Origin of the sequence: Micromonospora sp. NPDC093243, from assembly GCF_044753725.1 — a bacterium.
In the GTDB taxonomy this organism is placed as follows: Bacteria; Actinomycetota; Actinomycetes; order Mycobacteriales; family Micromonosporaceae; genus Micromonospora.
Map to the genome: position 1 here is coordinate 660838 of NZ_JBIVNT010000003.1, position 25956 is coordinate 686793.

Consider the following 25956-nt stretch of genomic DNA (forward strand, 5'->3'; position numbering starts at 1 on the left):
GCGACACTGGCGCAATGCGCCGCGCTGTTTCCTCGGTCACGGTCGCCCTCGGAATGCTCGGGGCGACCGTGGCGTTCACCGGAGCCGCACTGGCGGCACCCGCCCCGGCCGCCCCCGCCCCCGAGCCCGTACCGGGCAAGAAGCGGTGCACGATCGCCGACGAGCGACTGCGTGAGCTCTCCGGTCTGGTGGCGACGAAGAGCGGCTACATCGTCATCAACGACGGCACCGAGATCGAGGCCCGCAAGCGGGTCTTCTACCTCGACACCAAGTGCAAGATCTCGAAGGACCCGGTCAGCTACTCCGGCGGCGGCCCGTTCGACACCGAGGACCTGGCGCTCTCCCCGGACGGCAAGACGATCTGGATCGCCGACACCGGCGACAACGTCACGTCGAAGACCCGCCGCGAGCGGGTGGCGGTCTGGACCATGCCGGTCGCCGGCACCAAGCGGCCGGTGCTGCACCGCCTCTCCTATCCGGAGGGCAAGCCGCACGACGCCGAAGCGCTGCTGATCGGCGATGACAACAAGCCGCTGGTCATCACCAAGGTGACCTCCGGCAAGGCCGAGATCTACCGTCCGTCGGGCGCGCTCAAGAACGGCGACACCGACCCGGTGCCGATGGCGAAGGTCGGCGAGATCACGCTGCCCAAGACGCAGACGGAGAACCCGCTCAACACCTTCGGCCGGGTGGCGATCACCGGGGCCACCCGGTCGCCCGACGGCAGCAAGGTCGTGCTGCGGACCTACGCCGACGCCTTCGAGTACGACGTCGCCGGCGGTGACATCGTCGGGGCGCTCACCACCGGCAAGCCCCGGGTGACGCCGCTGACCGACCCGTTCGGCGAGGCGATCAGCTACTCGACCGACGGGAAGACCTTCCTCACCGTCTCCGACGGCGGGCAGTTCACCGAGGAAGACCCGGTCGACATCCTCAGCTACACCCCCTCCACGACTGGCGCGGTGCCGGTCTCCGACGAGGCGGCGGCCAAGTCGGCTGCCGGCCCGTCCTGGTTCAGCAGCCTCAGCCTGACCGACCTCACCTATCTGATCGCCGCGGTCGGCGTGGTCGGCGCGTTGCTGGTCGGCGCCGGCATCGTCGGCATCCTGCGGGCCCGGCGCAAGCCGGCCCCCGACGACGGACCCGGTGGCTCGGAGCGTGACGACGACCTGCCCGGTGGGCGGGCGGACGACGACCGGGGCGCTCGTGGCGGGGTCTACGGCGGCGCCCCCGCGGGCAGCGGGGTCTACGGCGGCGGTCCGGGCCGCGGCCCTGCGGAGCCGGCCGGCGGTGGCGTCTACGGCGGTGGTCGACCGGCCGGCGGCTCGGGTGGCGGTGGTCGACCGGCCGGCGGCTCAGGCGGCGTCTACGGCGGTGCCCGTCCGGCCGGCGGTGGTGGCGGTGGTGGCGTCTACGGCGGTGGGGGTTCCGGTGGGGGCCGCCCGCCCGCCGGCGGGCGTCCCGGCAACGGCGTGTACGGCGGCCAGCCCGGCGGCGGGCAGCCGCCCCGAGGTGGCGGCTACGGCGGCGGTCGCGCGGAGCCGCCCCGGCGTGGCGGGCCCGACCCGGACTACCGGGGTCAGCGCGGTGGGCGCCGGCGCGACGACGGGGATCCCTACGACCAGTACCCCGGTGGCGGTCGCGCCTACCGGGGCGACCGTTACTGAACCTCGCCCGATCACTGAACGGCATGGCCCGGGTGACCGCCTGCTCGGCGGTCACCCGTGGCGGCTGCGTCAGATCCGGCGCAGCACCGCGACGACCCGGCCCATGATGGTGGCGTCGTCGCCGGGGATCGGGTCGAAGGCCGGGTTCTGCGGCATCAGCCAGACGTGCCCGTCGCGACGCCGGTAGGTCTTGACGGTCGCCTCACCGTCGAGCATCGCGGCCACGATGTCGCCGGCCTCGGCGGTCGGCTGCTGGCGGACCACCACCCAGTCGCCGTCGCAGATCGCCGCGTCGAGCATCGAGTCGCCCTTGACCTGGAGCATGAAGACCTCGCCCTCGCCGACCAGCTCGCGGGGCAGCGGGAAGATGTCCTCCACCGCCTGCTCGGCGAGGATCGGCCCACCGGCGGCGATCCGGCCCAGCATGGGCACGTAGGCCGGGGCGGGGCGCTGGGCGCGGGTCAGCTCGTCGTCGACGATGTCGCTGGGGGCGCGGACGTCGACCGCCCGCGGGCGGTTGGGGTCGCGCCGCAGGAAGCCCTTCTTCTCCAGCTCCTTGAGCTGGTAGGCGACGCTGGACGGCGAAACCAGGCCGACCGCCTCGCCGATCTCCCGGACGCTCGGCGGGTAGCCGTGCCGCTCCACCCAGGTGCGGATGAACTCCAGGATCCGCCGCTGCCGGGCGGTCAGGTCGACCGACGCGGGGTCGGGGAAGGCGCTGACCACCGGAGTGACCGGGCGCACGGTGGGCTGGCCCGTCCGGCTGCGCGCGGCGCTCCGGCGCCGAGTGGCCGGTGGACCCGCCTCGGCGATCTGCTGCGGGTGCTTCGGCCGGCTGGCCCGGTCCTCGGTCACGTCCGTCCTCCCTGGTCGGCGCTGGGTGCCTTGGCGGCTCGTGGTGCGTGCGGTGGTGCGGTTGTGCATGATGGTGCGCTGCGGGGTGGTGCGGTGGCCGGTGCGGTGAGATCCGCCGCGACCGGTTGTTCTTGACCGTATAGGTGAGATCGGTCATTTTCAAACATCTGTACGACGTCTCACCGGCGTGTCGCGGCGAAAACCATTCCCCTCGTACGCCTGTTCTGATAGATGGTACGTCGGTTGGTACGTGTGTTCGAAGCTTCGCCGCTCCGATCGTGCGCTCCGCCGGACGGTCGGGTGGGCTCGGCCGGCCGGACGGTAACCCCGCGAGGGTCCGCCCGTTGGGCTTCCCGGCGGGTCGGTCATCGGGGCGCGGCCGGGTCGGGCGGGGCGGATCGGCCGTGGTGCCGGGTGACGCGCCGGACACGCCGGCCAACTTGACCCGGGTCCGTCGGCGACATACGGTCGACCCCTAGATGTAGTAGTCACATGGGCGTAAGTTGCCTATAGGTTGGGTCCGACTACCGACCGCACTCCCGTACAGTCGCACGGCGGGCGGCCATTCGAGCGATGGCGCCGCCGTGGCCGATGGTGTCCGGGAGTGCCCGGTGCGGCAGCAGTCGATCAAGGAGGTCAGCGATGCGGTGTCCGTACTGCCGGCACGCCGACTCCCGCGTGGTCGACTCGCGGGAGGCCGACGACGGCCAGCTCATCCGGCGGCGACGGTCCTGCCCGGAGTGCGGCAAGCGGTTCACCACGGTGGAGGAGGCCGTCCTCGCGGTGGTCAAGCGCAGCGGGGTGACCGAGCCGTTCAGCCGGACGAAGATCATCGGCGGGGTGCGCAAGGCGTGCCAGGGCCGGCCGGTGGACGACGACTCGCTCGCGCTGCTCGCACAGCGCGTCGAGGAGACCGTGCGGGCCAAGGGCGCCGCCGAGATCCCCAGCCACGAGGTGGGGCTGGCGATCCTGGGCCCGCTGCGTGACCTGGACGAGATCGCCTACCTGCGGTTCGCCAGTGTCTACCGGTCCTTCGACTCGCTCGCCGACTTCGAGCGCGAGATCGAGACGCTGCGGGCCGCGGCCCGCGCCCGGGAGAGCAACGGGGCCGACGCGGTCGAGGCCGCCGGCCGTACCAGCTGATTTTTTTGCGAGTTACTGACAGTCGGATCGCACGGCAGGCGGCCGTGTGGACGAGGGGGCGGATGAGATGCCGGGGGATGGTGTGACAGCGAGCAGGTCACGGAGCAAGGCTGGCGCGGGCCTCAAGATCGAGCGGGTCTGGACGACGGAGGGGGTCCACCCGTACGACGAGGTCAGCTGGGAGCGCCGGGACGTCGTCATGACGAACTGGCGGGACGGCTCGATCAACTTCGAGCAGCGCGGGGTGGAGTTCCCCGAGTCGTGGAGCGTCAACGCGGCGAACATCGTGACCACCAAGTACTTCCGGGGCGCGGTGGGGACCCCGGAGCGGGAGTGGTCGCTCAAGCAGCTGATCGACCGGGTGGTCACCACCTACCGGACCGCCGGTGAGGAGTACGGCTACTTCGCCAACCCGGCGGACGCCGAGGTCTTCGCCCACGAGCTGACCTGGATGCTGCTCAACCAGGTGTTCAGCTTCAACTCGCCGGTCTGGTTCAACGTGGGCACGCCGTCGCCGCAGCAGGTCAGCGCGTGCTTCATCCTCGCGGTCGACGACTCGATGGACTCGATCCTCGACTGGTACAAGGAGGAGGGGCTGATCTTCAAGGGCGGCTCCGGCTCCGGGGTCAACCTGTCCCGGATCCGTTCCTCCAAGGAGCTGCTCTCCTCCGGCGGCACCGCCTCCGGCCCGGTGAGCTTCATGCGTGGCGCCGACGCCTCGGCCGGCACCATCAAGTCCGGCGGCGCCACCCGGCGGGCGGCCAAGATGGTCATCCTCGACGTGGACCACCCGGACATCGAGGAGTTCGTGGTCACCAAGGCGCGCGAAGAGGACAAGATCCGCGCCCTGCGTGACGCCGGGTTCGACATGGACCTCGGCGGCTCCGACATCGTCAGCGTGCAGTACCAGAACGCCAACAACTCGGTGCGGGTCTCCGACGAGTTCATGACGGCGGTGGAGAACGGCGGCGGCTTCGACCTGCGTGGCCGGCTGGACGGCTCGGTGATCAACACCATTGACGCCAAGAAGCTGTTCCGCACCATCTCCCAGGCCGCCTGGGAGTGCGCCGACCCCGGCCTGCAGTACGACGACACGATCAACGACTGGCACACCTGCCCGGAGACCGGCCGGATCACCGCGTCGAACCCGTGCTCGGAGTACCTGCACCTGGACAACTCCTCGTGCAACCTGGCCTCGCTGAACCTGATGAAGTTCCTCCGCGCCGACGGCAGCTTCGAGGTGGAGAAGTTCGTCAAGTCGGTCGAGTTCGTCATCACCGCGATGGACATCTCGATCTGCTTCGCCGACTTCCCGACCGAGAAGATCGGTGAGACCAGCCGGGCCTACCGGCAGCTCGGCATCGGCTACGCCAACCTCGGCGCGCTGCTGATGGCCTCCGGCATGCCGTACGACTCGGAGCAGGGCCGCTCGGTCGCCGCGGCGATCACCTCGCTGATGACCGGCACCGCCTACCGCCGGTCCGCCGAGCTGGCCGGCGTCGTCGGCCCGTACGACGGCTACGCCCGCAACGCGGAGCCGCACAAGCGGGTCATGCGCAAGCACGCCGCCGCCAACGACGAGATCAAGCCGGCCGGCACCGTGGCCACCGCGATCGTCCGCGAGGCCACCAAGCAGTGGACCCAGGGCAACAAGATCGGCGACAAGAACGGCTGGCGCAACTCGCAGGCCAGCGTCCTCGCGCCGACCGGCACCATCGGCTTCATGATGGACTGCGACACGACCGGCGTGGAGCCGGACCTGGCGCTGGTCAAATTCAAGAAGCTGGTCGGTGGCGGCTCGATGCAGATCGTCAACCAGACCGTTCCGCGCGCGCTGCGCAGCCTCGGCTACCCCGAGGAGCAGGTCGAGGCGATCGTCGAGCACATCGCCGACCACGGCCACGTGGTGGACGCCCCCGGCCTCAAGCCGGAGCACTACCCGGTCTTCGACTGCGCGATGGGCGAGCGCTCCATCGCCCCGATGGGCCACGTGCGGATGATGGCGGCGATCCAGCCGTTCGTCTCCGGCGCCATCTCCAAGACGGTCAACATGCCGGAGGCGGCCACCGTCGAGGACGTCGAGAAGATCTACTTCGAGGGCTGGAAGCTCGGCCTCAAGGCGCTGGCGATCTACCGGGACAACTGCAAGGTCGGCCAGCCGCTCTCGGTGGCCAAGTCCAACAAGGCCACCGAGCCGGCCGCCGTCGAGGCCGCCCCGGCCGCCCCGGCTGCGGTGGAGAAGGTCATCGAGTACCGGCCGGTGCGCAAGCGGCTGCCGAAGAAGCGCCCGTCGGAGACGGTCTCCTTCTCCGTCGGCGGCGCCGAGGGCTACCTCACCGCGTCGTCCTACCCGGACGACGGCCTCGGCGAGGTCTTCCTCAAGATGTCCAAGCAGGGCTCCACCCTGGCCGGGGTGATGGACGCCTTCTCGGTGGCCATCTCCATCGGCCTGCAGTACGGCGTTCCGCTGGAGACGTACGTCAGCAAGTTCACCAACATGCGCTTCGAGCCGGCCGGTATGACCGACGACCCGGACGTGCGGATGGCCGCCTCGGTGATGGACTACATCTTCCGTCGGCTGGCGCTGGACTTCCTGCCCTACGAGCGCCGTGCGGAGCTGGGCATCTTCACCGCCAGCGAGCGGGCCGCCCAGCTGCGGGCCGAGGCCGAGGCGGAGAGCGCCGCAGTGACCGGTGCCGAGCTCACCGCGATGGCCTCGTCCGCCCCGGTCGAGACCAAGCCGGAGGAGCCGAAGACCGGCCCGGTCGCCCAGCCGGCCAAGGAGACCGCCGACATCGTCGCCGCCAAGCCGGCGCCGTCGGTGGGTTCCAGCACGGAGCTGCTGGAGGCCGTGATCGGCAAGGCCGCCGACGCGCCGCTCTGCTTCACCTGCGGTACGAAGATGCGCCCGGCCGGCAGCTGCTACGTCTGCGAGGGCTGCGGCTCCACCAGCGGTTGCAGCTGACGTACGAGCAGCGTCTGCTGCGACGCGGTTGAACGACAGTGGCCGCCCGACCCCGGTACCGGGGTCGGGCGGCCACTGGTATGCGCGGACTTCCGGCTACTGGTTGGCGCGCTCGGCGGCGCGTACGGCGTTGCGGAACAGCATCGCGACGGTGGTCGGCCCGACCCCGCCGACCCGGGGGGTGATGGCGCCGGCGACCTCGGCGCAGGCCTCGTCCACGTCCGGCAGGAGGCGTCGCCCGTCGTAGCGGACGCCGGCGCCGATGACGACGGAACCCGGCTTGACGTGCTCGGGTCGGACGATGCTGGGTACGCCGGCCGCGGCGACGAGGATGTCGGCGCGGCGGGTGTAGCGCGGCCAGTCGGGGACACCGGTGTGTACGACGGTGACGGCCGCGTTCGCGGTCGGGCGCTTCTGCGACAGCAGCATCGCCAGCGGCCGCCCGAGGGTGGCGCCGCGGCCGAGGATGACGACCTCACGGCCGGCGACGGGGATGTCGTAGTACGCCAGCAGCGCTTCGATGCCGGCGGGGGTGCACGGCAGCGGGCCGGGCACGCCGACGGCGAGTCGGCCCATGTTGAGCGGATGCATGCCGTCGACGTCCTTGTCCGGGTCGATGGTCTGCAACGCCGCGTCGTAGTCCAGGTGCGCCGGTACGGGGTACTGCACGAGCAGCCCGTGCACGGCCGGGTCGGCGTTGAAGCGGGCGATGGCCCGGTGCAGGTCGTCCTGGGTGGCGGTGGCGGGCAGGTGCTCGTGCGGGGAGGCGAACCCGAGGGCGGCGGCCTGGCGCTGCTTGATGCCGATGTAGCGCGCGCTGGCGTCGTCGTCCCCGACGAGGATGGTGGCCAGGCTCGGGGTGATTCCACGGCTGGCCAGCCGGGCGGCAGCGGCGGAGGTCTCGGCCAGGACGGCCTCGGCGACGGGCGCGCCGGGCAGCAGCCGGGCCGGGCCCGACGTGGTGATCTCGGTAGATGCGCTGGTCATCTGGGTAGGAACTCCTCGGCGCGGGCGCCCAGGCGGTCGACGCCCGCGAGAGGCTCCCCGATGGTTCCACCATCCCTGTGCCGCCAGTCGCCGGTAGCTCGATGATGCCGTATCACCAGGGCGGACGGGCACGCCGGGGTCAGGGCTGGGCGAAGAGCGGGCCGTAGTTCGACCGGAACATCTTCTCGCCGAGGCGGCGCAGCACCGCGTCGCGAAGCACCGGCGGCAGCCCGGTGGCCCTGTCCCGACGATGGGTCTGGCTGAGCACCCAGTCGGTACGCGGACGGCGGCGCTGCTCGTACCCGCGCAGCGCCCCGGCGAGGCTCTCGGCGGCGGCCAGCGACTCGGCCAGCACCAACGCGTCCTCCAGGGCCATGGCCGCGCCCTGGGCCATGTTCGGCGAGGTGGCGTGCGCGGCGTCACCGACCAGCAGCACCGAGCCCCGCGACCAGGAGTCGAGTACGACCTCCTGGTTCGGCCCGGCGTGCAGGGTGCTCGAGTCGGAGTCGAGGGCGTCGAGCAGGGTGGCGACCGGTTCGGTGAAGCTCGCGCGTAGCTCGTCGCGCCAGCCCGGCCGGTCGGCGACCGGGCCGTCGTTGTAGTAGCAGTACGTCTGCTCGGCGCTGATCGGAATCGTCAGGAACTGCTTGCCGCGCCCCAGCTGCACCGACCAGACCGGCTCGGCGTCGATCCGCGGGGCGAGCCACCGGTAGGCGTACTGGCCGAGGGGGCGTGCCGCCTGCCCGTCGAAGGCGAGCCGGCGGATGGCCGAGTTCACCCCGTCCGCGCCGATCACCAGGTCGTAGCGTTCGGTGCTGCTGTCGTCGAACTCGACCGCGACCCGGTCGCCCTCCTGCACGAGCGCGACCGGCTGATGGCCCCACCGGATCGGGGCGTCCCCGACGCCGGCGAAAAGCGCCTGGTGCAGCCGCGCCCGGGGCAGCGAGACGCAGGGCCCGACGCCCTGCCAGAGGGCGGCGACGTCGATGTCGAAGAGGCGGCGACCACGCTGGTTGGCGCTGCGCTGCCGGGTGATCCGCACGGCGACGTCCGTGACCGCCTCCCGCAGGCCCAACTCGCCCAGCATCCGGGTCGCGTTGCCGGTCAGGTAGATGCCGGTGCCGGAGTCGGCGGGCCCGGTGGAGCGCTCGACGACGTCCACCGTCGCGCCCCACTTCTCCAGCGCGGCGACGGTGGCCAGCCCGGCGACGCCACCGCCGACGATCAGTACCCGGATCCCCTCGCCCCGCACGATCAGTTCCTCCTCGGTGCCCCTACCGCCGGCTGAGCTGCTGCTCGACGTGCCGGCCGGCGGTGAACTCTACGAGGTGCCGGAGGCGGCCGACGTCATCGGGGATACGGGCGCGGGAACCACGGATGAACTGCGCGGGGCCCGGTGGGAGCTGCGTCACGGACCTGGGACAGCGGCCGGGGTGGGTTGCGAGGATCGGGGGATGACGACCGCCGATGCGTACGTCGAGTTCGGCACCCGGGAGACGCGGGGCGTCTCGCCGTCGTACGAGCGTCTGTCGCTCGCGGTGTCCCGCGATCGCGAGCTGCTGGACCTGCTCGACGAGTTGCCGCCGGCCAAGCGGCAGCCCAATCTGCTCTTCGGCGTCGTACGGCTGCTCGGCGGCCCGCTCGACGACCCGGCCGCCTTCCACGACCACGTGGTGGCGAACTGGCCGGCGATCGCGGCGCAGATGCGGGTACGGGCCACCCAGACGAACGAGGCCGGGCGGTGCGCCGTGCTGCTGCCGGTGCTCGCCGCCTTGCCGCAGCCGCTCGCCCTGTTGGAGGTCGGCGCGTCCGCGGGGCTCTGCCTCTACCCCGACCGGTACGCCTACCGCTACGGCGAGCGTCAGGTCGGCGCGGGCGAGCCGGTGCTCGACTGCGCCGCGGTCGGGGTGCCGGTGCCGGCCGCGCGGCCCGAGGTGGTGTGGCGGGCAGGTCTGGACCTGAATCCGCTCGACGTGACCGACCCGGCCGACATCGCCTGGCTGGATGCCCTGATCTGGCCGGAACAGACCCACCGCCGGGCCCGGCTACGCGCCGCGGCCGCCGTCGCCGCGGCCGAGCCACCGCGGCTGGTCCGCGGTGACCTGGTGGACGACCTCCCGGCGCTGGCCGCTCAGGCGCCGGCCGACGCGACGCTGGTGGTGTTCCACACCTCGGTGCTCTACCAGGTGCCCCAGCCCCGGCGCGACGCGTTCGTCGAGCTGGTACGCGCACTGCCCGGCCATTGGCTCGCGAACGAGGCGCCGGAGGTGCTGCCCCACGCCGCGCTGCCGGCGTCGCCCGGCGAGGCGATGCACAACGTGCTCGCGCTGGACGGAACGCCGCTCGCCTGGACCCGGGGGCACGGGCAGGCGATGGTCTGGATGGGGTGACGGTTCGACGCGGAGCTGCCCGCGCGAGCTGACGAAGGCGGCGTCGGGTGAGCGAAGGCTGACCGTCACCGGAACGGGACAGCGCGTGAGATCGATCATCAGTAGGCTCGGGCTCCCGAGGGCCCGACCCTGGTGAGGTGCTCATGGCGAAGCCATCGTTCCCGCGTCCCACGCCGGGTCTTGTGGCCGCGTTCCTGCTGCCACTGCTCTGGGGGCTGGCCGTCGGCTACTGGACGCCGCGCGGGCCGGGCACGGGTTTCGAGGCCGTCGCGTCGGTCGCGGTCAGCCTCGCCGTCGGCCTGGTGGCCGGCTGGCTGAGCCGGTCGCGTTGGGCGATGCTCGCTGGGCCCGCGCTCTTCGCGGTGGCGGTGGAACTGGTGCGGATCCGGCTGCGTGGTCCGACCGTGGACGCCCCGCACCTGAGCGGCTTCGGTTTCGCCGCGCTGCTGCTCGGGCGGGGCCTGCACGGCCTGTTCACGCTGCTGCCGCTGCTGGTCGGCGCGGCCTACGGGGCCGGCCTCGCCCGGCGCGCGACCCGGCCGGTCGCCGGCGAACCGCCAGCCGCCAGCGGACCCGCGGCCACCGGCGAGACGGCCGCGGCTGACCAGTCGGCTGCCGCCGGTGAATCAACCATCGCCGACCAATCGGCTGTCGCTGGCGAGCCAGCCGCCGCCCGGCAACCAACGACTGCGCCGCGCCGGCCGGGTCGGGTGTGGCTGCGCCGGGGTGCCACGGGTCTGCTGGCGGCGGTGGTCCTGCTGGTGGCGGTGGTGGCGGCGCTGCCGGCCCGCACCGACCGGATCAACGGTGGCATCGCCGAGCTGAGCACGGTGGACACCGGGGCCCGCTCGCTGGGGCTGATGCTGCGCGGGGCCGACCCGGCCGCGCCGGTGCTGCTCTTCGTGCCCGGCGGGCCGGGCTCGTCGGAGATCGGCGCGATGCGTCGGCACCTCGCCGCGCTGGAGCAGCGGTTCGTGGTGGCCACCCTGGATCGGCGGGGCGCGGCGAAATCGTGGGACGCCTTCGCGCCGTCGTCGTCGTTCACCCTGGACAGCGAGGTCGCCGATCTCGTCGCCGTGGTGGAGCGGCTACGGACGCGCTTCCGGCAGGAGAAGATCTACCTGGTGGCGCACTCCGGCGGCTCGCTGGTCGGGGTCACCGCCGTGCAGCGCCGCCCCGAGCTGTTTTACGCCTACGTCGGCGTGGGGCAGGCGGTCGACCTGCGGGAAGCCGACCGCCGCCAGTACGCCGACACCGTCGCCTGGGCCCGCCGCACCGGCCGCGACGGCCTCGCCGATCAGCTCACCGAGCTGGGCCCGCCGCCCTACGACCGGATGTACGCCTACGAGGCGCTGCTCGCCAACGAAGCGGGCGCCTTCGACTACGACCGGCCGGGCGTCGGGACGTCGGGGATCGTCGACGTTCCGGAGTACACACTGCTGGAGCAGGTGCACGCGCTCGTCGGGCCGCTGGACGGGTTCGACGCGCTCTACCCGAAGGTGCAGGACGTCGACCTCCGGCGTCAGGTGCGCCAGCTCCAGGTGCCGGTCTGGCTGGTCGACGGCGCCCACGAGGTGCCCGGCCGGCTGGCCCTGCTCAAGGAGTGGTACGACCAGCTCCAGGCGCCCCGCAAGGAGCGGGTGGTCCTCGACGGGGCCGGCCACCGGTCACTCTTCGAGCGACCCGGCCCGTTCACCGACCTGCTGGCCCGGGTCGTCACCGAGACCAGCGGCGTCGGCGTCTGAGCCGCCACCGGCCAGGGCGCGGCCGCGATCGGGTCGTGGTGCCTCAGCCCACCGCGCGCTCGTGGCGGAGCAGCACCACGCCGTTGCCGAAGACCCGGCTCTCGGCCAGCCGCAGCTGCGCCCGCTCGTCCCGGACGGGAAAGAGCGGGCGGCCCCGGCCGAGCAGCACGGGGTGCACGTAGGTCCGGTATTCGTCGACCAGGTCGTGCCGGGCGAAGGCGGCCAGCAGCTCGGCGCCGCTGAGCGCCAGGTCACCGCCGGGCTGGGCCTTGAGCCGGTGCACCTCGTCGGGGTCGACCTCCCGGACGATGGTGGCGTTCCACTCGGCCCGACCGAGCGTGCGTGAGTAGACGATCTTCGGCATGTCACGCCAGATGGCGGCGAACTCCTTCACCGGGGCCGGGCTCGACGGCTCCTGATCGGCCGTCGGCCAGAACGCGGCCATCAACTCGTAGGTGGTCCGTCCGTTGAGGAAGGCGCCCATCGTGCGGAGTTCGGCGTTGAAGTGCTCGTGCAGCTCGTCGTCGACCTGGTGCCAGCTGATGTCACCGCCCGGCCCCTCGAAGTAGCCATCCAGCGAGACGCTCATCTGGACGATGATCTTCCTCATTCGGGCCCCTTCCGCGGCGTCGATGATCCCGGTCGAGCTTGCCCGGACCCTACGACGAAACCGCTGCCGACGCGCCCGGTTCGGCCATGTCCCGCATGGTGCGCAGCGGGGAGAAGACCACGAAGAGACAGGCGCTCCAGGTGCCGAGCACGCAGATCCAGAGTGCCGTCCGCAGGCCCAGCGCCGTGCCGAGCGCCCCACCGACCAGTGCGCCGAGTGGGATCACCCCGAAGCAGATCCACAGGAAGGCCGCGTTGACCCGGCCCAGGATCGCCGGCGGGGTGATCCGTTGCCGGTAGGTCGTGGACGCCACGTTGAACAGCACCGCGTTCGCGGAGAAGGCGGCCAACCCGACGCCGTAGAGCAGCACACCCCAGCCCGGGCGGGCCAGCGGCATCAGCAGGTAGAACGGGCCGGGCACGGCCATCGCCACCCAGATCACCCGGGCCGACCCGATCCAGGCGGCCAGCCGCGCGGCCAGCGCGCCGACGATCAGCCCGCCGACCGCGCTGACCGAGAAGACCAGGCCGACCTGCACCGGTGAGGCGTGCAGTTCGCGCAGCATGAAGGTGACCTCGATCGAGGCGGACGCCATCACGAAGAAGTTCGAGGTGGTGGTGCACGCCAGGATCTTCACCAGGATCGGTTGGCGGCGGATGAAGCCGAGCCCGTCGGTCATCTCCACCCGCAGCGGCACCCGCTCCCGGGGTGCCGGTGGGTTCTCCGGGGCCGCCTCCCGGATCTGCAGCAGGGTCACCGCGCTGAGCAGGAAGGCCAGCCCGTTGCTGAAGAACGTCCGGGTCGCGCCGACCAGCCCGATGAGCACCCCGCTGACCGTCGGGCCGACCAACTCGGCGCCGTCCTGGCTCATGATGAGCTTGGCGTTGCCGTCGACCAGTTGCGCCGCCGGCACCAGTCGGGGCAGCAGGCTCTTGTACGCCACGGTGAAGAAGACCGTCAGCACCCCGGAGAGCCCGACCACCGCGTACAGGAAGCCGAGGGTGAGCTGACCGACCAGCGCGGCCACCGGCAGCGCCAGCATCAGCGCGGCCCGGCCCACGTCACAGAGGATCATCAGCCGGCGCTGGTCCACCCGGTCCGCGACGATCCCGGCCGGCAGGGAGAACACCAGGTACGGCAGCCAGGCCAGGAAGGTGAGCAGCGAGACCTGGAAGACGCTGGCGTGCAGGGTGTCGGCGGCCAGCAGCGGGACCGCCACGCCGGCGATCCGGGTGCCCAACTCGCTGACCGTCTGGCCGCTCCACAGCAGCAGGAAGTTCCGGCTCCGCAGCAGCGACGGTGCTCGGGTGGTCGCGGAGGCCGGCGGATCGGCGACGTGCTGGCTCACGTGCTTGCCTGTCTGTGCGAACGGACACGGTGCCGCGCCGGCGGCGATCCGGGCGGCTCGCCCAGGAGGGCCTCGCGGACCCTACCGGGGGGCTCCACGGGCGGGCGCGGCATTTAAGCCGGCGGGAGGGCTCCGGCGTCCAGCCAGGCCGTGGTCGCGCTCGGGTCGGCGCCGCTCGCCCCGGCCACCAGGAAACCGAGCCGGCGCAGGTGCGCGGCGGCGTCCAGGTCGGTGCCCCCGAGGGCCTGATAGTGGCTGACCAGCAGTCGTCCGCCCGGGGCGACCAGGTGGGTGAGCGCGTGCCGCACCAAATCCGCCCGGCGGGCCACCGGCACCAGGTCGAGCAGCACGTGCACGAAGGTGAACCGGCTGCCGTCGGCCGGCCGCCAGTCGATCGCGTTGCCCGCCGTGATCCGGTCCGCCCAGTGCGGCAGCCGGGCCCGGGCCGCCGCGACCAGTCCGGGGGCCAGGTCGACGCCGTACGGCTCGACCCGGTGGCCGCGCTCGGCCGCCCACTCCCGCACCGACTCCATCAGCAGCCCGTTGGCGCAGCCCAGGTCGAGGAAGCTGCCGTCCCGGTCGATCCCGTCGACCACCATCTCCCGGCCGGCGCGCCACGCCGCCGCGTCCCCGCCGAACCCCGAGCCCTGCTGCGGCGTCGACCCGCGCAGGTACGCCGGCTCCAGCAGCCGCCGGCTGTCGGCGTACCAGCCGGCGTCGTCCTGGCGAGCGTAGGAGCGCTGCCCGTCCCGTACCGCGGTCGCCTCGGCCGCGCGCCCGGCGGCGGCCAGCCGCTCGGCGATCACCTCGGCCGGTCCGGTGATCAGCGCCACCCGGGCGTGCGGCCGACCGCCGGCATAGCGGTCGCCGTCGGCCCAGACGTACCAATGGTCGCCGTCTGCGGCGAACGGGTGCATCCGCTGCCGCCGGAACCCGGCGGTCTCCAACGGGATCCGCAGGCCCGCGTCGAGCAGCCAGTGCTCGCCGGGCCGCACCGACCCGCCGGGCAGCCGGGGCCGGCCGTCCGCATCAGGCACGGCGGCGCAGCTCCCGTCCGGCAGGAACGCCACCACCGTCAACCGGCCGACCGCGTCCCGCGCGGGGTCGGTCTCGCACAGTCGGTACGGCATCAGGTGAGCCTCCGCCGGACAGACCGCCCACGCCACCGGTTATCGGCCCACCGCCACCAGCCGCCGCCGGCCGAACTGCGCGGCACGGGTACGGTCCGGAGGCCGCTCCGGCCGGTCGGGCGGCGGAACGGAGGTCCCGGCGGTGTCCGTCGCGCTCATCACCCTCGGCGGCACCATCGCGATGGGCGGGGTGGACCGGGCGCGACCCGGCGTGGTCACCCGACTCACCGGCGCGGACCTCACCGCCGCCGTGCCGGGCCTCGACGAGCTGGGCGTACCGCTGGAGGTCCGCGACGTCCACGCGGTGCCCAGCGCCAACCTCACCTACCGTCAGTTGCTCGACGTGGTCGACGACGCGTCGCGGGCGGTGGCCGGCGGGGCGACCGGGGTGGTGGTCACCCAGGGCACCGACACGCTCGAGGAGTCCGCGTTCCTGACCGACCTGGTGTGGCCGCACACCGCGCCGCTGGTGTTCACCGGCGCGATGCGCAATCCCACGCTGGCGGGCGCCGACGGGCCGGCGAACCTGCTCGCCGCCGCCCGGGTCGCCGCCGCGCAGGCGGCCCGCGACCTCGGCGTGCTGGTCGTGGTCAACGACGAGGTGCACGCCGCCCGCTTCGTCCGCAAGACGCACAGCACCAGCACCGCGACCTTCGCCTCGCCGAACGCCGGACCGATCGGGTAGGTGATCGAGGGGGAGGTGCGGGTGCTGGCCCGGCCGCCGCGTCGCGATGCACTGCCACCGGTCGACCCGGACCGGCTCGACGCCACCCGGGTCGCCCTCTACCCGGTCACCCTGGACGACGACGGCCTGCTCCTGGCAGGGGTCACCGACACCCACCACGGGCTGGTGGTCGCCAGCTTCGGGGTGGGGCACGTGCCGGCGGCGTTGGCCCCGGTGCTGGGTGACCTCGCCGGCCGGATGCCGGTGCTGCTCACCTCCCGGTCCGGGGCGGGCTCGGTGCTGCGCCAGACGTACGGGGCGGTCGGCTCGGAGACCGACCTGCAGCGGCGCGGGCTGCTCAACGGCGGACTGCTCGACCCGTACAAGGCGCGGGTGCTGCTGCGGCTGCTGCTCGCCGCCGGCCTGGAGGGTGCGGCGCTGGTCGATGTGCTGGCCCGGTTCCGCTGACCGCCGGCCGGTGTTCCTAGACTGCGCCGGTGACCGGTGAGCGACGTCCGCTGGCGCCCCGGGCGCTGACCGAGCCGCACCCGTCCCGGCTGCCGCCCGAGCACCCGGACCGGGAGCGGGTGCTGGCCGCGCACACCGCCGCCCTGACCGCCGGGGAGGCCGGCTACCTCGATCCGGCGAGCGGACTCTTCGTGCTCACCGCCGGTTTCCTGGCCCGGCGGGGCACCTGCTGCGGCCGCGGCTGCCGGCACTGCCCGTACGTCGACGACTGACCCGGCGCGGTCTTTCGGCACCACGTCTTCCGTCCGGCGGGGGATGCCCGTACGGTGTCCGACGGACAACGGCGGGCACCCCCCGCCGGACGATCGCGGAGGTTCCATTGCGCGCCCGGATCTGGCTCGTCGCCTCGGCCGTACTGCTGACCGCCGGGTGCGCGTCGGAGCGCGAGCCGGTGGCGGTGCCACCGCCGGCGCCGGTCGCGGTCGACGTGGCCGCCGCCTCCTCCGGCGGCGCCTGCCGGCTGCTGGACTTCGCGGTGATCGAGAAGCACGTCAAGGCCCGGTTCGACGTGGCGGCGGCGAGCGAGCGCGGTGACACGCACAGCTGCGTGGTGCGGGCCGACAAGGCCACCCTGCCGGAGCTGACCCTGACCGTCACCGAGACCTCGATGGACAAGGCGACCTTCGCCGCCGACGTGGTGCCGGACTCGGCCGCCAAGGTCACCGGGCTGGGTCAGCAGGCGTTCCGGCGGGCCACCGCCGCGACGGGCGGGCACGGCCCGGTCGCGGAGGTCGGTTGGCTCTCCAGCGACGGTCGGCTGGCCACGCTGAGCTGGGTCAGCCCGCGCGGCACCGCGAAGGCGGCCGTTGACAAGATCGCCGCGGAGCTGGTGGCGCTGGCCAAGAAGCTCAACACCCGGGCGTTGTGACGCAGATCGCCCGGCGACTCCCCGTCACCGGACGGGAGGCCGCCGGGCCACGGCTGACGGTCAGCCGGCGGCGACGAAGACCCGGGACGCGACCTCGCGGGGCAGCCGGATGCGGTCGCCCGACCGGTCGATCGACACCCCGTCGCGCTCCTGGGCCACGGTCACCGTGGCGCCCGGGTCGACGCCGGCGGCGTGCAGCTGGCGCAGTACGTCGGCGTTGGTCTGCACGCTCTCGCAGATCCGGCGGACCACCACCGGCCCGGAGAGGCCGGGGAAGGCCAGATTGCGCTCGCCCTCGACCACCGAGGCCGCCTCCGGCTCGGGCGAGCCGAGCTCCTCCAGCCCCGGGATCGGGTTGCCGTACGGCGAGCGGGTCGGCCGGTTGAGCAGGTCGTAGACCCGCTTCTCGACGGCGTCGCTCATCACGTGCTCCCACCGGCAGGCCTCGTCGTGGGCCTCCTCGTAGGGCATGCCGATCACGTTCACCAGCAGCAGCTCGGCGAGTCGGTGCTTGCGCATCACCGAGACGGCGGTGTTGCGGCCCTGCGAGGTGAGCATCAGGTGCCGGTCGCCCTCGACCGTGAGCAGGCCGTCGCGCTCCATCCGGGCGACCGTCTGGCTCACCGTGGGACCGCTCTGCTTCAAGCGCTCGGCGATCCGGGCGCGCAGCGGCGGCACACCCTCCTCCTCGAGCTCGAGGATGGTGCGCAGGTACATCTCCGTCGTGTCGACCAGGTCGTGTCTGTTCACTTCCGTCCCCTTTCGGCGGCGGAGTCAACTGCGCGATCAGTCGAAACAACCAGGTCGTGTCTCACAGCAGTGGTCCTCCGGTGATCGATGTTACCGCGTTGTACGAGTAACGACCGCCGCCGAACCGCGGGCTTGCCGTGCGGATGGTGTTCACTGGTCGCCATGTCCGGTACCGACGATCTGCTGGTCGAGCCCGACCGGCTCGCCGCCGAGCTCGACTCCGCCGATCCGCCCACCCTGCTCGACGTCCGCTGGCGCCTGGTCGGCCCGCCCGGCCGGGACGACTACGCCGTCGGCCACCTGCCCGGCGCGATCTTCGTCGACCTGGACACCGCCCTCTGCGGGCCGCCCGGCGCCGCCGGCCGGCACCCGCTGCCCGACCCGGCGGCGCTGCAGGCGACGCTGCGGGCCGCCGGCGTGCGGGCCGGTCACCCCGTCGTGGTGTACGACGGCGGCGACGGCATGGCCGCGGCCCGCGCCTGGTGGACGCTGCGCTGGGCCGGGCACCGGCAGGTCCGCCTGCTGCACGGCGGCTACCCGGCCTGGCTCGCCGCCGGCCTGCCCGGCACGGTCGAGGTGCCGCAGCCGGAGCCGGGCGACGTGACGGTCCGGCCCGGCGCGCTGCCGGTGCTCGACGCGGCGGCAGCCGCGCGACTCGCGGCCGGCGACGGGCTGCTGCTGGACGTGCGGGCCGCGCCGCGCTACCGGGGCGAGACCGAGCCGATCGACCCGGTGGCCGGGCACGTCCCGGGCGCGGCGAACCTGCCCGCCCCGGAGTACGTGGGCCCGGGCGGACGTTTCCCGGCCGCCGAGGCGCTGCGTGCGCGGTTCGCCGCGGCCGGGGTGGCCGACGAGCAACCGGTCGGGGCGTACTGCGGCTCCGGGGTGACCGCCGCGCAGGCGGTGCTCGCCCTGCACCTCGCCGGCCGGCCGGACGCCGCGCTCTACGTCGGATCGTGGAGCAACTGGGTGGCCGACCCGGCCCGCCCGGTCGCCACCGGGCCGACACCCGGGGCCTGAGCAGCGCGTGCGGTGGGGCACCGCCGGTCCACGTGCGACGATGGGCTCATGTCCGACGACACGGTGGTGGTGTGGGACGAGTCCCTGCTCGCCTACGACATGGGTGACCATCCGCTCGACCCGGTCCGGGTGGAGCTGACCGTCGCGCTCGCCCGCGAGCTCGGCGTTCTCGACCGGCCGGGGGTGCGCCTGGTCAAGCCGGAGCCGGCCGACGACGCGCTGCTCACCCGGGTGCACGACCCGCGCTATCTGGCGGCCGTGCGGGCCGCGCCGAGCGACCCGCTCTTCGCGGGCTTCGGCCTGGGCACCTCCGACAATCCGGTCTTCGACGGGATGCACGAGGCCAGCGCGCTGATCACCGGGGCGAGCGTGGCCGCCGCCGAGGCGGTCTGGCGGGGCGAGGCCCGCCGGGCGGTCAACGTGGCCGGCGGGCTGCACCACGCGATGCCGGCCCGGGCCGCCGGCTTCTGCGTCTACAACGACCCGGCGGTGGCCATCGCCCGCCTGCTCGACCTCGGCGCCGAGCGGATCGCGTACGTGGACGTGGACGTGCACCACGGCGACGGCGTGCAGCAGGTCTTCTGGAACGACCCGCGGGTGTTGACGGTCAGCCTGCACGAGACCCCGCTCGCTCTCTTCCCCGGCACCGGCTTCCCGGACGAGACCGGCGGCCCCGGCGCGGAGGGCACCGCGGTCAACATGCCGCTGCCCCCGGGCGTCAACGACGCGGGCTGGCAGCGCGCGTTCCACGCGATCGTTCCGTCGGTGCTGCGCGCGTTCCGGCCGCAGCTGCTGGTCACCCAGTGCGGCGCGGACGGGCACCGGCTCGACCCCCTCGCCGACCTGCACCTCTCCGTCGACGGGCAGCGGGCGACCTACCTGGCCCTGCGGGCGCTCGCCGACGAGCTCTGCGAGGGCCGCTGGGTCGCCACCGGCGGCGGCGGTTACGCGCTGGTCGAGGTGGTGCCCCGCGCCTGGACCCATCTGCTGGCGGTGGCCAGCGGCGAGCCGATCGACCCGGCGGCGCTCACCCCGCCGGCCTGGAGGGAGCTGGCCGCCAGCCGCCGGCCGGGTCGGGAGGTGCCGCTGCGGATGACCGACGACGTCGACCCGTCGCACCAGCCGTGGCAGCCGACCGGCGAGCCGAACGCGGTGGACCGGGCGATCGCGGCGACGCGCAAGACGGTCTTCCCGCTGCTCGGGCTCGACCCGTACGACCCGCGCGACTGAGCCGGCCGGAGGAGGGCTGCCGGTGACGACCGTGGAGCAACCGGTGGACGTGCTGCTCAGCGACGGCACCACCGTCCAGCTGCGACAGATCCGCCCGCAGGACGCCCCCGCGATCGTGGCGATGCACTCGCGCTTCTCCGAGCGCACCCGCTACCTGCGCTACTTCTCGCCGTACCCACGCATCCCGGAGCGCGACCTGCGGCGCTTCGTGACCGTCGACCACCACGACCGGGAGGCGTTCGTGGTGCTGGTCGGCGGGCGGATCGTCGCCGTCGGCCGGTACGAGCGGCTCGGGCCGGCGGCGCCCGAGGCCGAGGTGGCCTTCGTGGTGGAGGATGCCTACCAGGGGCGGGGGATCGGCTCGGTGCTGCTCGAGCACCTGGCCGACGCGGCCCGCCGGGTCGGCATCGTGCACTTCGTCGCCGAGGTGCTCCCGGCCAACGGGGCGATGTTGCGGGTCTTCTCCGACTTCGGCTACCAGGTGCAGCGCCAGTTCGCCGACGGCGTGGTGCACCTGACGTTTCCGATCGCGCCCACCGAGGCGACCCTCGAGGTGCAGCGCGGCCGGGAGCACCGCACCGAGGCGCGCTCGATCGCCCGGCTGCTCGCCCCGCGTGCGGTGGCGGTCTACGGTGCCAGCGCCACCGGGCAGGGGGTGGGCGCGGCCGTGCTCGGGCACCTGCGCGACGGCGGCTTCTCCGGCGCGCTCGTCCCCGTGCACCCGTACGCGTCGACCGTCGCCGGGCTGCCCGCGTACTCCTCGGCGGCCGACGCGGGGGTGCCGGTCGACCTGGCGGTGGTGGCGGTCCCGCCGGAGGCGGCGCCGACGGTGGTCGCCGACGCGGCCGCCGCCGGGGTGCACGGGTTGGTGGTCATCTCGGCGGGCTTCGCCGAGGCCGGCGCGGCGGGCTCCGCCGCGCAGCGGGCGCTGGTCCGGGCCGCGCACGCGGCCGGCATGCGGGTGGTCGGCCCGAACTGCCTCGGTGTGGCGAACACCGACCCGGTGGTACGCCTCAACGCCACCCTCGCCCCGAGGCTGCCGCCGGCCGGTCGGGTCGGCATCTTCAGCCAGTCCGGCGCGTTCGGGGTGGCCCTGCTGGCCGAGGCGGACCGGCGCGGGCTCGGCCTGTCCAGCTTCGTGTCGGCGGGGAACCGGGCCGACGTCTCCGGCAACGACCTGCTCCAGTACTGGCAGGACGACGCCGGCACCGACGTGATCATGCTGCACCTGGAGACCTTCGGTAATCCCCGCAAGTTCGCCCGGTTGGTGCGGCGGATCGGGCGGGCGAAGCCGGTGGTGGCGCTCGCCTCGCCGGCCCGGCCGGCCGGGGTGGGCGATTCCACCGGCCCGGACGAGGTGGCGGTGGCCGCGCTCTTCGCCCAGTCCGGGGTGATCCGGGTGGACACCGTGGCCGAGCTGCTGGACGTCGGGGTGCTGCTGGCCAACCAGCCCCTGCCGGCCGGCCCGCGGGTCGCCGTGGTCGGCAACTCCTCGGCGCTCACCGGGCTGGCCGCCACCGCCTGCGCTGCCCAGGGGTTGACCCTTGCCTACGGCTACCCGCGCGACGTCGGCCCGAGCGCCGGTGCGGTCGAGTTCGCCGCGGCGCTCGCCGGGGCCGCCGCCGACGAGCGGGTCGACGCGATCGCGGTGGTGCTCGCCCCGCCGCTGCCCGGGCAACCGGCCCACGCCGACCTCACCGCCGCGCTGCCGGCTGTCCTCGGCACCGGCAAGCCGGTGGTGACCACGGTCCTGGCTGGACGGATGCCGGCCGGGATGCCGGCGTACGGGGGTGTGGAGGAGGCGGTTCGGGCGCTCGCCCGGGTGCACCGCTACGCGGACTGGCTGCGCCGCCCGCCCGGCAGCCTGCCGGAGCTGCCCGGGATCGACCGTGCCGCGGGACAGGCCGCGCTGCGCCGCGACGGCACGGACGTGGCCGGGCTGCTCGCCGCGTACGGGATCGACGTGGTGGAGTCCGTGCCGGCGCGTTCGGCGCAGGAGGCGGCCGACGCCGCGGAACGGCTCGGTTTCCCGGTGGCGCTCAAGGCGGCGGCCCCCGGGCTGCGGCACCGGCTCGACCTCGGCGCGGTCCGACTCGACCTGCCCGACGCGCCCGCCGTGCGCCGCGCGTACGCCGAGATGTCCGCGCTCTTCGGCGCGGACGTCCTGGTCCAGCCGATGGTCCCGCCCGGCGTGGCCTGCGTGGTCGAGATGGTGGAGGATCCGGCGTTCGGCCCGGTGGTCGGCTTCGGCCTAGGCGGCGTCGCCACCGAACTGCTCGGCGACCGGGCGTGGCGGGCGGTGCCGCTGACCGATCGGGACGCCGCGGAGCTGGTCGACGAGCCACGGGCGTCGCCACTGCTGCGCGGGCACCGGGGTGCGGCACCGGTGGACCTGGTGGCCCTGACCGACCTGCTGCTGCGGATCGGCCGGCTCGCCGACGAACAGCCACGGGTGCGTGCGCTCACGTTGAACCCGGTGCTCGTCCGCCCCGACGGCCTCTCCGTGCTGCACGCCACGGTGCGCACCGGCTCCGCAACCGATCGCCCCGACACCGGCCCTCGCCGTTTGTGAGGACCGGCGCCGGGGTGTGGCGCCGACGGGTCAGGCGCGGTCGGAGATCTGCTGGACCGCCCAGGAGTTGCCGTCCGGGTCGGTGAAGAAGACGAAGCCGACGTTGTCCAGCGGGTGCGGGGTGGGCTGGGGATTCGCGCCCAGCACCTGGATCTCGCTGACCTCCACGCCTCGCGCGACCAGCTCCGCCCGGGCCCGCTCCAGGTCGGGCACCACCAGTTGCAGCCCCTTGAGCGACCCGGCCGGCATGTCCGGGACGGCGCCCTTGCCGATCACGACGGAGCAGCCCGAGCCGGGCGGGGTCAGTTGCACGATCCGCGCGCCGTCGCCGACGACCGTGTCGTGGTCCACGTTGAAGCCGAGCTGGTCGGCGTAGAACTTCTTCGCCCGGTCCACGTCGGAGACCGGCACGATCACCACTTCCAGCGTCCAGTTCACGGTTTCTCTCCTCGCGTCGTCGTTGTCAGGTGCAGCAGTTCGGCGAGCCGGGTGAGGCCTTCGCCGTAGCCCCGGGCCATCGGGTAGCGCAGCACGGTGTCCCGCCCCTCGGCGGTGGCGTAGCGCAGGGTGGTGGTGACGGTGGTGCGTCCGGCCAGCTCGGTGAACTCGTGGCTGACCAGCGTCTCGCCGGGGTAGGACTGGTCGTCGAAGAGTTCGGTGCAGACCAACCGGTGCGCCGGCTCCACCTGCCGGTAAACGCCGGACTGGACCATTCGGTCACCGTCGGGCCCCTGCGACACGTAGCGCCACCGCCCGCCGACCCGCAGGTCGACGTCGCACTCGACCAGCTGCCAGCCGCGCGCGCCGTACCAGCGGGCCAGCAGCTCCGGCCGGGTGAAGGCGGCGAACACCAGGTGCGCCGGTGCGTCGAACACCCGGCTCAGGACGATCTCCCGATCGCCCGGAGTGTGCACGACCAGCGGATCGTCGGGGCCGGTCATCGGCCGCCGCCACGTCCGTCGGCCCGCTCGACGGCCTGGAGCTCGTCGAGCAGGGCGTCGAGGCGCTGGTAGCTCTCCGCCCAGTAGTCGCGGTAGCCGGCCAGCCAGGCGGTGGCCTCCCGCAGCGGCCGGGCCTCCAGCCGGCAGGGTCGGCGCTGGGCGTCCCGCCCGCGGCTGACCAGGCCGGCGCGTTCCAGCACCTTGAGGTGCTTGGAGATGGCCGGCTGGCTCATCGCGAACGGCGCGGCCAGCTCGGTGACGGTCGCCTCGCCGGCCGCGAGCCGGGCGAGGATGGCTCGCCGGGTCGGGTCGGCCAGCGCCGCGAAGGTCGAGTCCAGCAGATCGGTGCCCACCGCTTGATAACCTCCTGGTTTTATAACCGCTTGGTTTGTATCCCGGATCGGTGGCCGCGTCAAGCACCTCGACAGCACGGAAGGCCCCGGCGCACCGCCGGGGCCTTCCGTGGAACCAGGTGCGTCAGCAGGCGTACGCCTCCAGACGCTGCGCCCGTTCCGGGGCGCGCAGCTTGAGCAGAGTCACCTTCTCGATCTGCCGGATCCGCTCCCGGGAGAGGCCGAACTCGCGGCCCACCTCGTCCAGGGTGCGCTGCCGGCCGTCGTCGAGCCCGAACCGGAGCCGGATGACCGCCTGCTCACGCTGGGACAGGGTGGCCAACACGATGTGCACCTCGTTGCGCAACTCGCCGTTCGCCGCCGCGTCGCCCGGCTCGTCCCGCGGGTCGACCGCGGCGACGAAGTCGCCCAGCGCGCTCTCGCCGTCCTCGCCGACCGCCTGGTCCAGGCTGACCGGCTCCCGGTCGTACGAGATCAGCTCGATCACCTGGAACTCGGGGACGTCCAGCGCACGGGCGACCTCGGCGACGGTGGGCTCCCGACCCAGCGCGACCGAGAGTTCGCGGCGGGCCCGGACCATCCGGTTGACCTGCTCGACCATGTGCACCGGGATGCGGATGGTGCGGGCCTGGTCGGCCATCGCCCGGGTGATCGCCTGCCGGATCCACCAGGTCGCGTAGGTGGAGAACTTGTAGCCCTTGGCGTAGTCGAACTTTTCCACCGCCCGGATCAGACCGAGGTTGCCCTCCTGGATCAGGTCGAGGAAGGCCATGCCCCGGCCGGTGTAGCGCTTGGCGATGCTGACCACCAGCCGCAGGTTCGCCTCGAGCAGGTGGTTCTTGGCGGCGCGACCCTCCGTGACGATCAGCGCCAGGTCGGCCCGCAGCTCGTCGGAGACCGGGGTGCAGGTGGCCAGCTTCTCCTCGGCGAAAAGCCCGGCCTCGATCCGCTTGGCCAGCTCGACCTCCTGCGCGGCGGTGAGCAGCTTGGTGCGGCCGATCCCGTTGAGGTACGCCCGGACCAGGTCGGTGGAGACACCGCGCTCGTCGGTAGCGTCCAGGTCGATCAGGGTCTCGGTGCCCGGGTCGGTGTCGGTGCCCGCGGCCGGGCGCGTCCGGTGCTCCGTCATCTGCTGGGCCATCGTCTTCTCTCCCCGTGTCCGTGTGGTGCCGTGCCGGCCAAAGTGCTGCCGGTGACAAACAGCTTGGCGGGCGGGGCGTAAAACGGGAGTGAGGCGATCGGGGACCCGACAGGAATCCGGTCGGATCGACGGAGGTTCGGGCGGGCCGGCCGGGCCGGGTGTGTCGGCCGGGCGGGCTTGCCGGCCCCGGTTACCGTGCCAGCGGCTGGCCGACCGGGCCGGCCGGGACAGGCGACGGAGGGTGTTGTGGTCTTCAAGCGGCTCATGCAGGCGATGGGTGTCGGTGGCCCATCGGTGGAAACCGTGCTGGCCAACCCGAACTGCCGCCCGGGCGGCCAGTTGGAGGGGCGGATCCAGGTGGTGGGCGGCGACCATGAGGTCGATGTCGAGTACGTGGCGCTGGGGCTGATGACCCGGGTCGAGGTCGAGAGCGGTGACAACGACTACAACACCGACCAGGAGTTCCACCGTCAGCGGGTCACCGGCGCGTTCCGGCTGGCAGCCGGGCAGCGCCACGAGATCCCGTTCCGCTTCGACGTGCCGTGGGAGACCCCGGTCACCGAGCTCTACGGGCAGCACCTGCACGGCATGACCATGGGGCTGCGTACCGAGCTGGAGGTGGCCCGGGCGGTGGACAAGAGCGACCTGGACGCCGTCGCGGTGCATCCGCTGCCGGCGCAGGAGCGCCTGCTGGAGGCGTTGCTGCGGCTGGGCTTCCGGTTCGCCCGGGCCGATGTGGAGCGTGGCCACATCTACGGCGTACGGCAGACGCTGCCGTTCTATCAGGAGATCGAGTTCCACCCCCCGGCCCAGTACGCGCGGGCGATCAACCAGCTGGAGGTCACCTTCATCGCCGACCCGCAGCAGATGCAGGTGGTGCTGGAGATGGACAAGCGCGGCGGCCTGCTCACCGAGGGCCGGGACGCCTTCGGCCGGTTCACCGTCGACTACGTCACCCTGGACCGCACCGACTGGACCGCCCAGCTCGACGGCTGGCTGCGCCAGTCCCTCCAACGCCGCGGCCTCTTCTCCTAACCCCTCCCACCCCC

General features: G+C 73.3%; 24 protein-coding genes and 1 riboswitch. Of the genes, 13 read left to right on the forward strand and 11 right to left on the reverse strand.

Going from position 1 to position 25956, the window contains the following annotated elements; translation table 11 throughout:
- The first annotated feature begins 14 nt into the window (after positions 1-14).
- Positions 15-1667, forward strand: a complete 1653-nt coding sequence (locus ACIP9D_RS12675) for a hypothetical protein (RefSeq protein ID WP_350869926.1) — start codon at positions 15-17, stop codon at positions 1665-1667.
- Between the two features lie 69 nt (positions 1668-1736).
- On the opposite strand, the gene lexA is transcribed toward ACIP9D_RS12675, so the two are convergent.
- Positions 1737-2522: a transcriptional repressor LexA gene (lexA, locus tag ACIP9D_RS12680; RefSeq protein WP_350869929.1), complete on the reverse strand. Its 786-nt coding sequence runs from the start codon at positions 2520-2522 to the stop codon at positions 1737-1739.
- A 642-nt stretch (positions 2523-3164) separates the two neighbouring features.
- Here lexA and nrdR point away from each other — a divergent pair.
- Together nrdR and ACIP9D_RS12690 are read left to right on the forward strand one after the other, a co-directional pair.
- On the forward strand, positions 3165-3665 hold the full coding sequence (gene nrdR / locus ACIP9D_RS12685; protein WP_350869931.1) for a transcriptional regulator NrdR: 501 nt from the start codon (positions 3165-3167) through the stop codon (positions 3663-3665).
- 67 nt (positions 3666-3732) lie between these two features.
- Positions 3733-6630 carry a vitamin B12-dependent ribonucleotide reductase gene (locus ACIP9D_RS12690; protein ID WP_350869933.1) on the forward strand — a complete coding sequence of 966 codons (2898 nt, stop codon included), beginning with the start codon at positions 3733-3735 and terminating at the stop codon, positions 6628-6630.
- A 96-nt stretch (positions 6631-6726) separates the two neighbouring features.
- On the opposite strand, the gene ACIP9D_RS12695 is transcribed toward ACIP9D_RS12690, so the two are convergent.
- Together ACIP9D_RS12695 and ACIP9D_RS12700 are read right to left on the reverse strand one after the other, a co-directional pair.
- Positions 6727-7617 carry a bifunctional 5,10-methylenetetrahydrofolate dehydrogenase/5,10-methenyltetrahydrofolate cyclohydrolase gene (locus ACIP9D_RS12695; RefSeq protein WP_350875088.1) on the reverse strand — a complete coding sequence of 297 codons (891 nt, stop codon included), beginning with the start codon at positions 7615-7617 and terminating at the stop codon, positions 6727-6729.
- 19 nt (positions 7618-7636) lie between these two features.
- Positions 7637-7718: riboswitch (ZMP/ZTP riboswitch) on the reverse strand.
- Between the two features lie 38 nt (positions 7719-7756).
- A complete protein-coding gene (locus ACIP9D_RS12700) occupies positions 7757-8869 on the reverse strand; it encodes an FAD-dependent monooxygenase (protein ID WP_350875090.1) in 1113 nt (370 codons plus the stop codon).
- Between the two features lie 202 nt (positions 8870-9071).
- Between ACIP9D_RS12700 and ACIP9D_RS12705 the strand changes: the two genes are divergently transcribed.
- Both ACIP9D_RS12705 and ACIP9D_RS12710 read left to right on the forward strand, forming a co-directional pair.
- The gene (locus ACIP9D_RS12705) at positions 9072-10007 is read left to right on the forward strand and encodes a DUF2332 domain-containing protein (RefSeq protein ID WP_350875092.1); all 936 of its coding nucleotides are present in this window, start codon (positions 9072-9074) and stop codon (positions 10005-10007) included.
- 143 nt (positions 10008-10150) lie between these two features.
- Entirely contained in the window at positions 10151-11752 is a 1602-nt protein-coding gene (locus ACIP9D_RS12710; protein WP_350875094.1) for an alpha/beta hydrolase, read from the forward strand.
- Between the two features lie 43 nt (positions 11753-11795).
- Here the strand turns inward: ACIP9D_RS12710 and ACIP9D_RS12715 are convergent, their stop codons facing one another.
- The 3 genes from ACIP9D_RS12715 to ACIP9D_RS12725 form a co-directional block, all read right to left on the reverse strand.
- Positions 11796-12362 (reverse strand): dihydrofolate reductase family protein, encoded by a 567-nt coding sequence (locus ACIP9D_RS12715; RefSeq protein ID WP_350875096.1) that lies wholly within the window; start codon positions 12360-12362, stop codon positions 11796-11798.
- A gap of 49 nt (positions 12363-12411) precedes the next feature.
- Positions 12412-13710: an MFS transporter gene (locus ACIP9D_RS12720; RefSeq protein WP_350875098.1), complete on the reverse strand. Its 1299-nt coding sequence runs from the start codon at positions 13708-13710 to the stop codon at positions 12412-12414.
- A gap of 113 nt (positions 13711-13823) precedes the next feature.
- Positions 13824-14840: a class I SAM-dependent methyltransferase gene (locus ACIP9D_RS12725; protein ID WP_350875100.1), complete on the reverse strand. Its 1017-nt coding sequence runs from the start codon at positions 14838-14840 to the stop codon at positions 13824-13826.
- 142 nt (positions 14841-14982) lie between these two features.
- On the opposite strand from ACIP9D_RS12725, the gene ACIP9D_RS12730 reads away from it, so the two are divergent.
- From ACIP9D_RS12730 to ACIP9D_RS12745, 4 genes are all read left to right on the forward strand, one after another.
- Positions 14983-15525: an asparaginase domain-containing protein gene (locus tag ACIP9D_RS12730; RefSeq protein ID WP_350875102.1), complete on the forward strand. Its 543-nt coding sequence runs from the start codon at positions 14983-14985 to the stop codon at positions 15523-15525.
- Positions 15526-15972, forward strand: a complete 447-nt coding sequence (locus ACIP9D_RS12735; RefSeq protein WP_350875104.1) for a hypothetical protein — start codon at positions 15526-15528, stop codon at positions 15970-15972.
- A 29-nt stretch (positions 15973-16001) separates the two neighbouring features.
- Complete coding sequence (locus tag ACIP9D_RS12740) at positions 16002-16244, forward strand: DUF5522 domain-containing protein (RefSeq protein ID WP_350875105.1); 243 nt, start codon at positions 16002-16004, stop codon at positions 16242-16244.
- 107 nt (positions 16245-16351) lie between these two features.
- Entirely contained in the window at positions 16352-16900 is a 549-nt protein-coding gene (locus ACIP9D_RS12745; RefSeq protein WP_350875107.1) for a hypothetical protein, read from the forward strand.
- A gap of 60 nt (positions 16901-16960) precedes the next feature.
- On the opposite strand, the gene ACIP9D_RS12750 is transcribed toward ACIP9D_RS12745, so the two are convergent.
- Positions 16961-17650, reverse strand: coding sequence for a metal-dependent transcriptional regulator (locus ACIP9D_RS12750; protein WP_350875109.1), 690 nt, complete (start codon positions 17648-17650; stop codon positions 16961-16963).
- Positions 17651-17812: 162 nt separating this feature from the next.
- Here ACIP9D_RS12750 and ACIP9D_RS12755 point away from each other — a divergent pair, with 162 nt between their 5' ends.
- Genes ACIP9D_RS12755 through ACIP9D_RS12765 form a run of 3 tightly spaced genes read left to right on the forward strand, consistent with a single transcriptional unit; the run spans position 17813 to position 22472 of the window.
- Positions 17813-18670: a sulfurtransferase gene (locus ACIP9D_RS12755; RefSeq protein WP_350875111.1), complete on the forward strand. Its 858-nt coding sequence runs from the start codon at positions 17813-17815 to the stop codon at positions 18668-18670.
- 48 nt (positions 18671-18718) lie between these two features.
- Positions 18719-19900 carry an acetoin utilization protein AcuC gene (locus tag ACIP9D_RS12760; RefSeq protein WP_350875113.1) on the forward strand — a complete coding sequence of 394 codons (1182 nt, stop codon included), beginning with the start codon at positions 18719-18721 and terminating at the stop codon, positions 19898-19900.
- A 22-nt stretch (positions 19901-19922) separates the two neighbouring features.
- Positions 19923-22472, forward strand: a complete 2550-nt coding sequence (locus tag ACIP9D_RS12765; protein ID WP_350875114.1) for a GNAT family N-acetyltransferase — start codon at positions 19923-19925, stop codon at positions 22470-22472.
- A gap of 30 nt (positions 22473-22502) precedes the next feature.
- Here ACIP9D_RS12765 and ACIP9D_RS12770 read toward each other — a convergent pair whose 3' ends face one another.
- The 4 genes from ACIP9D_RS12770 to sigB form a co-directional block, all read right to left on the reverse strand.
- Complete coding sequence (locus tag ACIP9D_RS12770) at positions 22503-22910, reverse strand: VOC family protein (protein WP_350875116.1); 408 nt, start codon at positions 22908-22910, stop codon at positions 22503-22505.
- Positions 22907-23413, reverse strand: a complete 507-nt coding sequence (locus ACIP9D_RS12775; protein ID WP_350875118.1) for an SRPBCC family protein — start codon at positions 23411-23413, stop codon at positions 22907-22909. Before ACIP9D_RS12775 ends, ACIP9D_RS12770 begins: the two co-directional genes overlap by 4 nt.
- Positions 23410-23790 (reverse strand): ArsR/SmtB family transcription factor, encoded by a 381-nt coding sequence (locus ACIP9D_RS12780; protein WP_400449905.1) that lies wholly within the window; start codon positions 23788-23790, stop codon positions 23410-23412. Before ACIP9D_RS12780 ends, ACIP9D_RS12775 begins: the two co-directional genes overlap by 4 nt.
- Before the next feature lie 100 nt (positions 23791-23890).
- Positions 23891-24907 carry an RNA polymerase sigma factor SigB gene (gene sigB / locus ACIP9D_RS12785; RefSeq protein ID WP_400449837.1) on the reverse strand — a complete coding sequence of 339 codons (1017 nt, stop codon included), beginning with the start codon at positions 24905-24907 and terminating at the stop codon, positions 23891-23893.
- 246 nt (positions 24908-25153) lie between these two features.
- On the opposite strand from sigB, the gene ACIP9D_RS12790 reads away from it, so the two are divergent.
- Positions 25154-25942, forward strand: a complete 789-nt coding sequence (locus ACIP9D_RS12790; RefSeq protein WP_350875122.1) for a sporulation protein — start codon at positions 25154-25156, stop codon at positions 25940-25942.
- Positions 25943-25956: the final 14 nt, after the last annotated feature.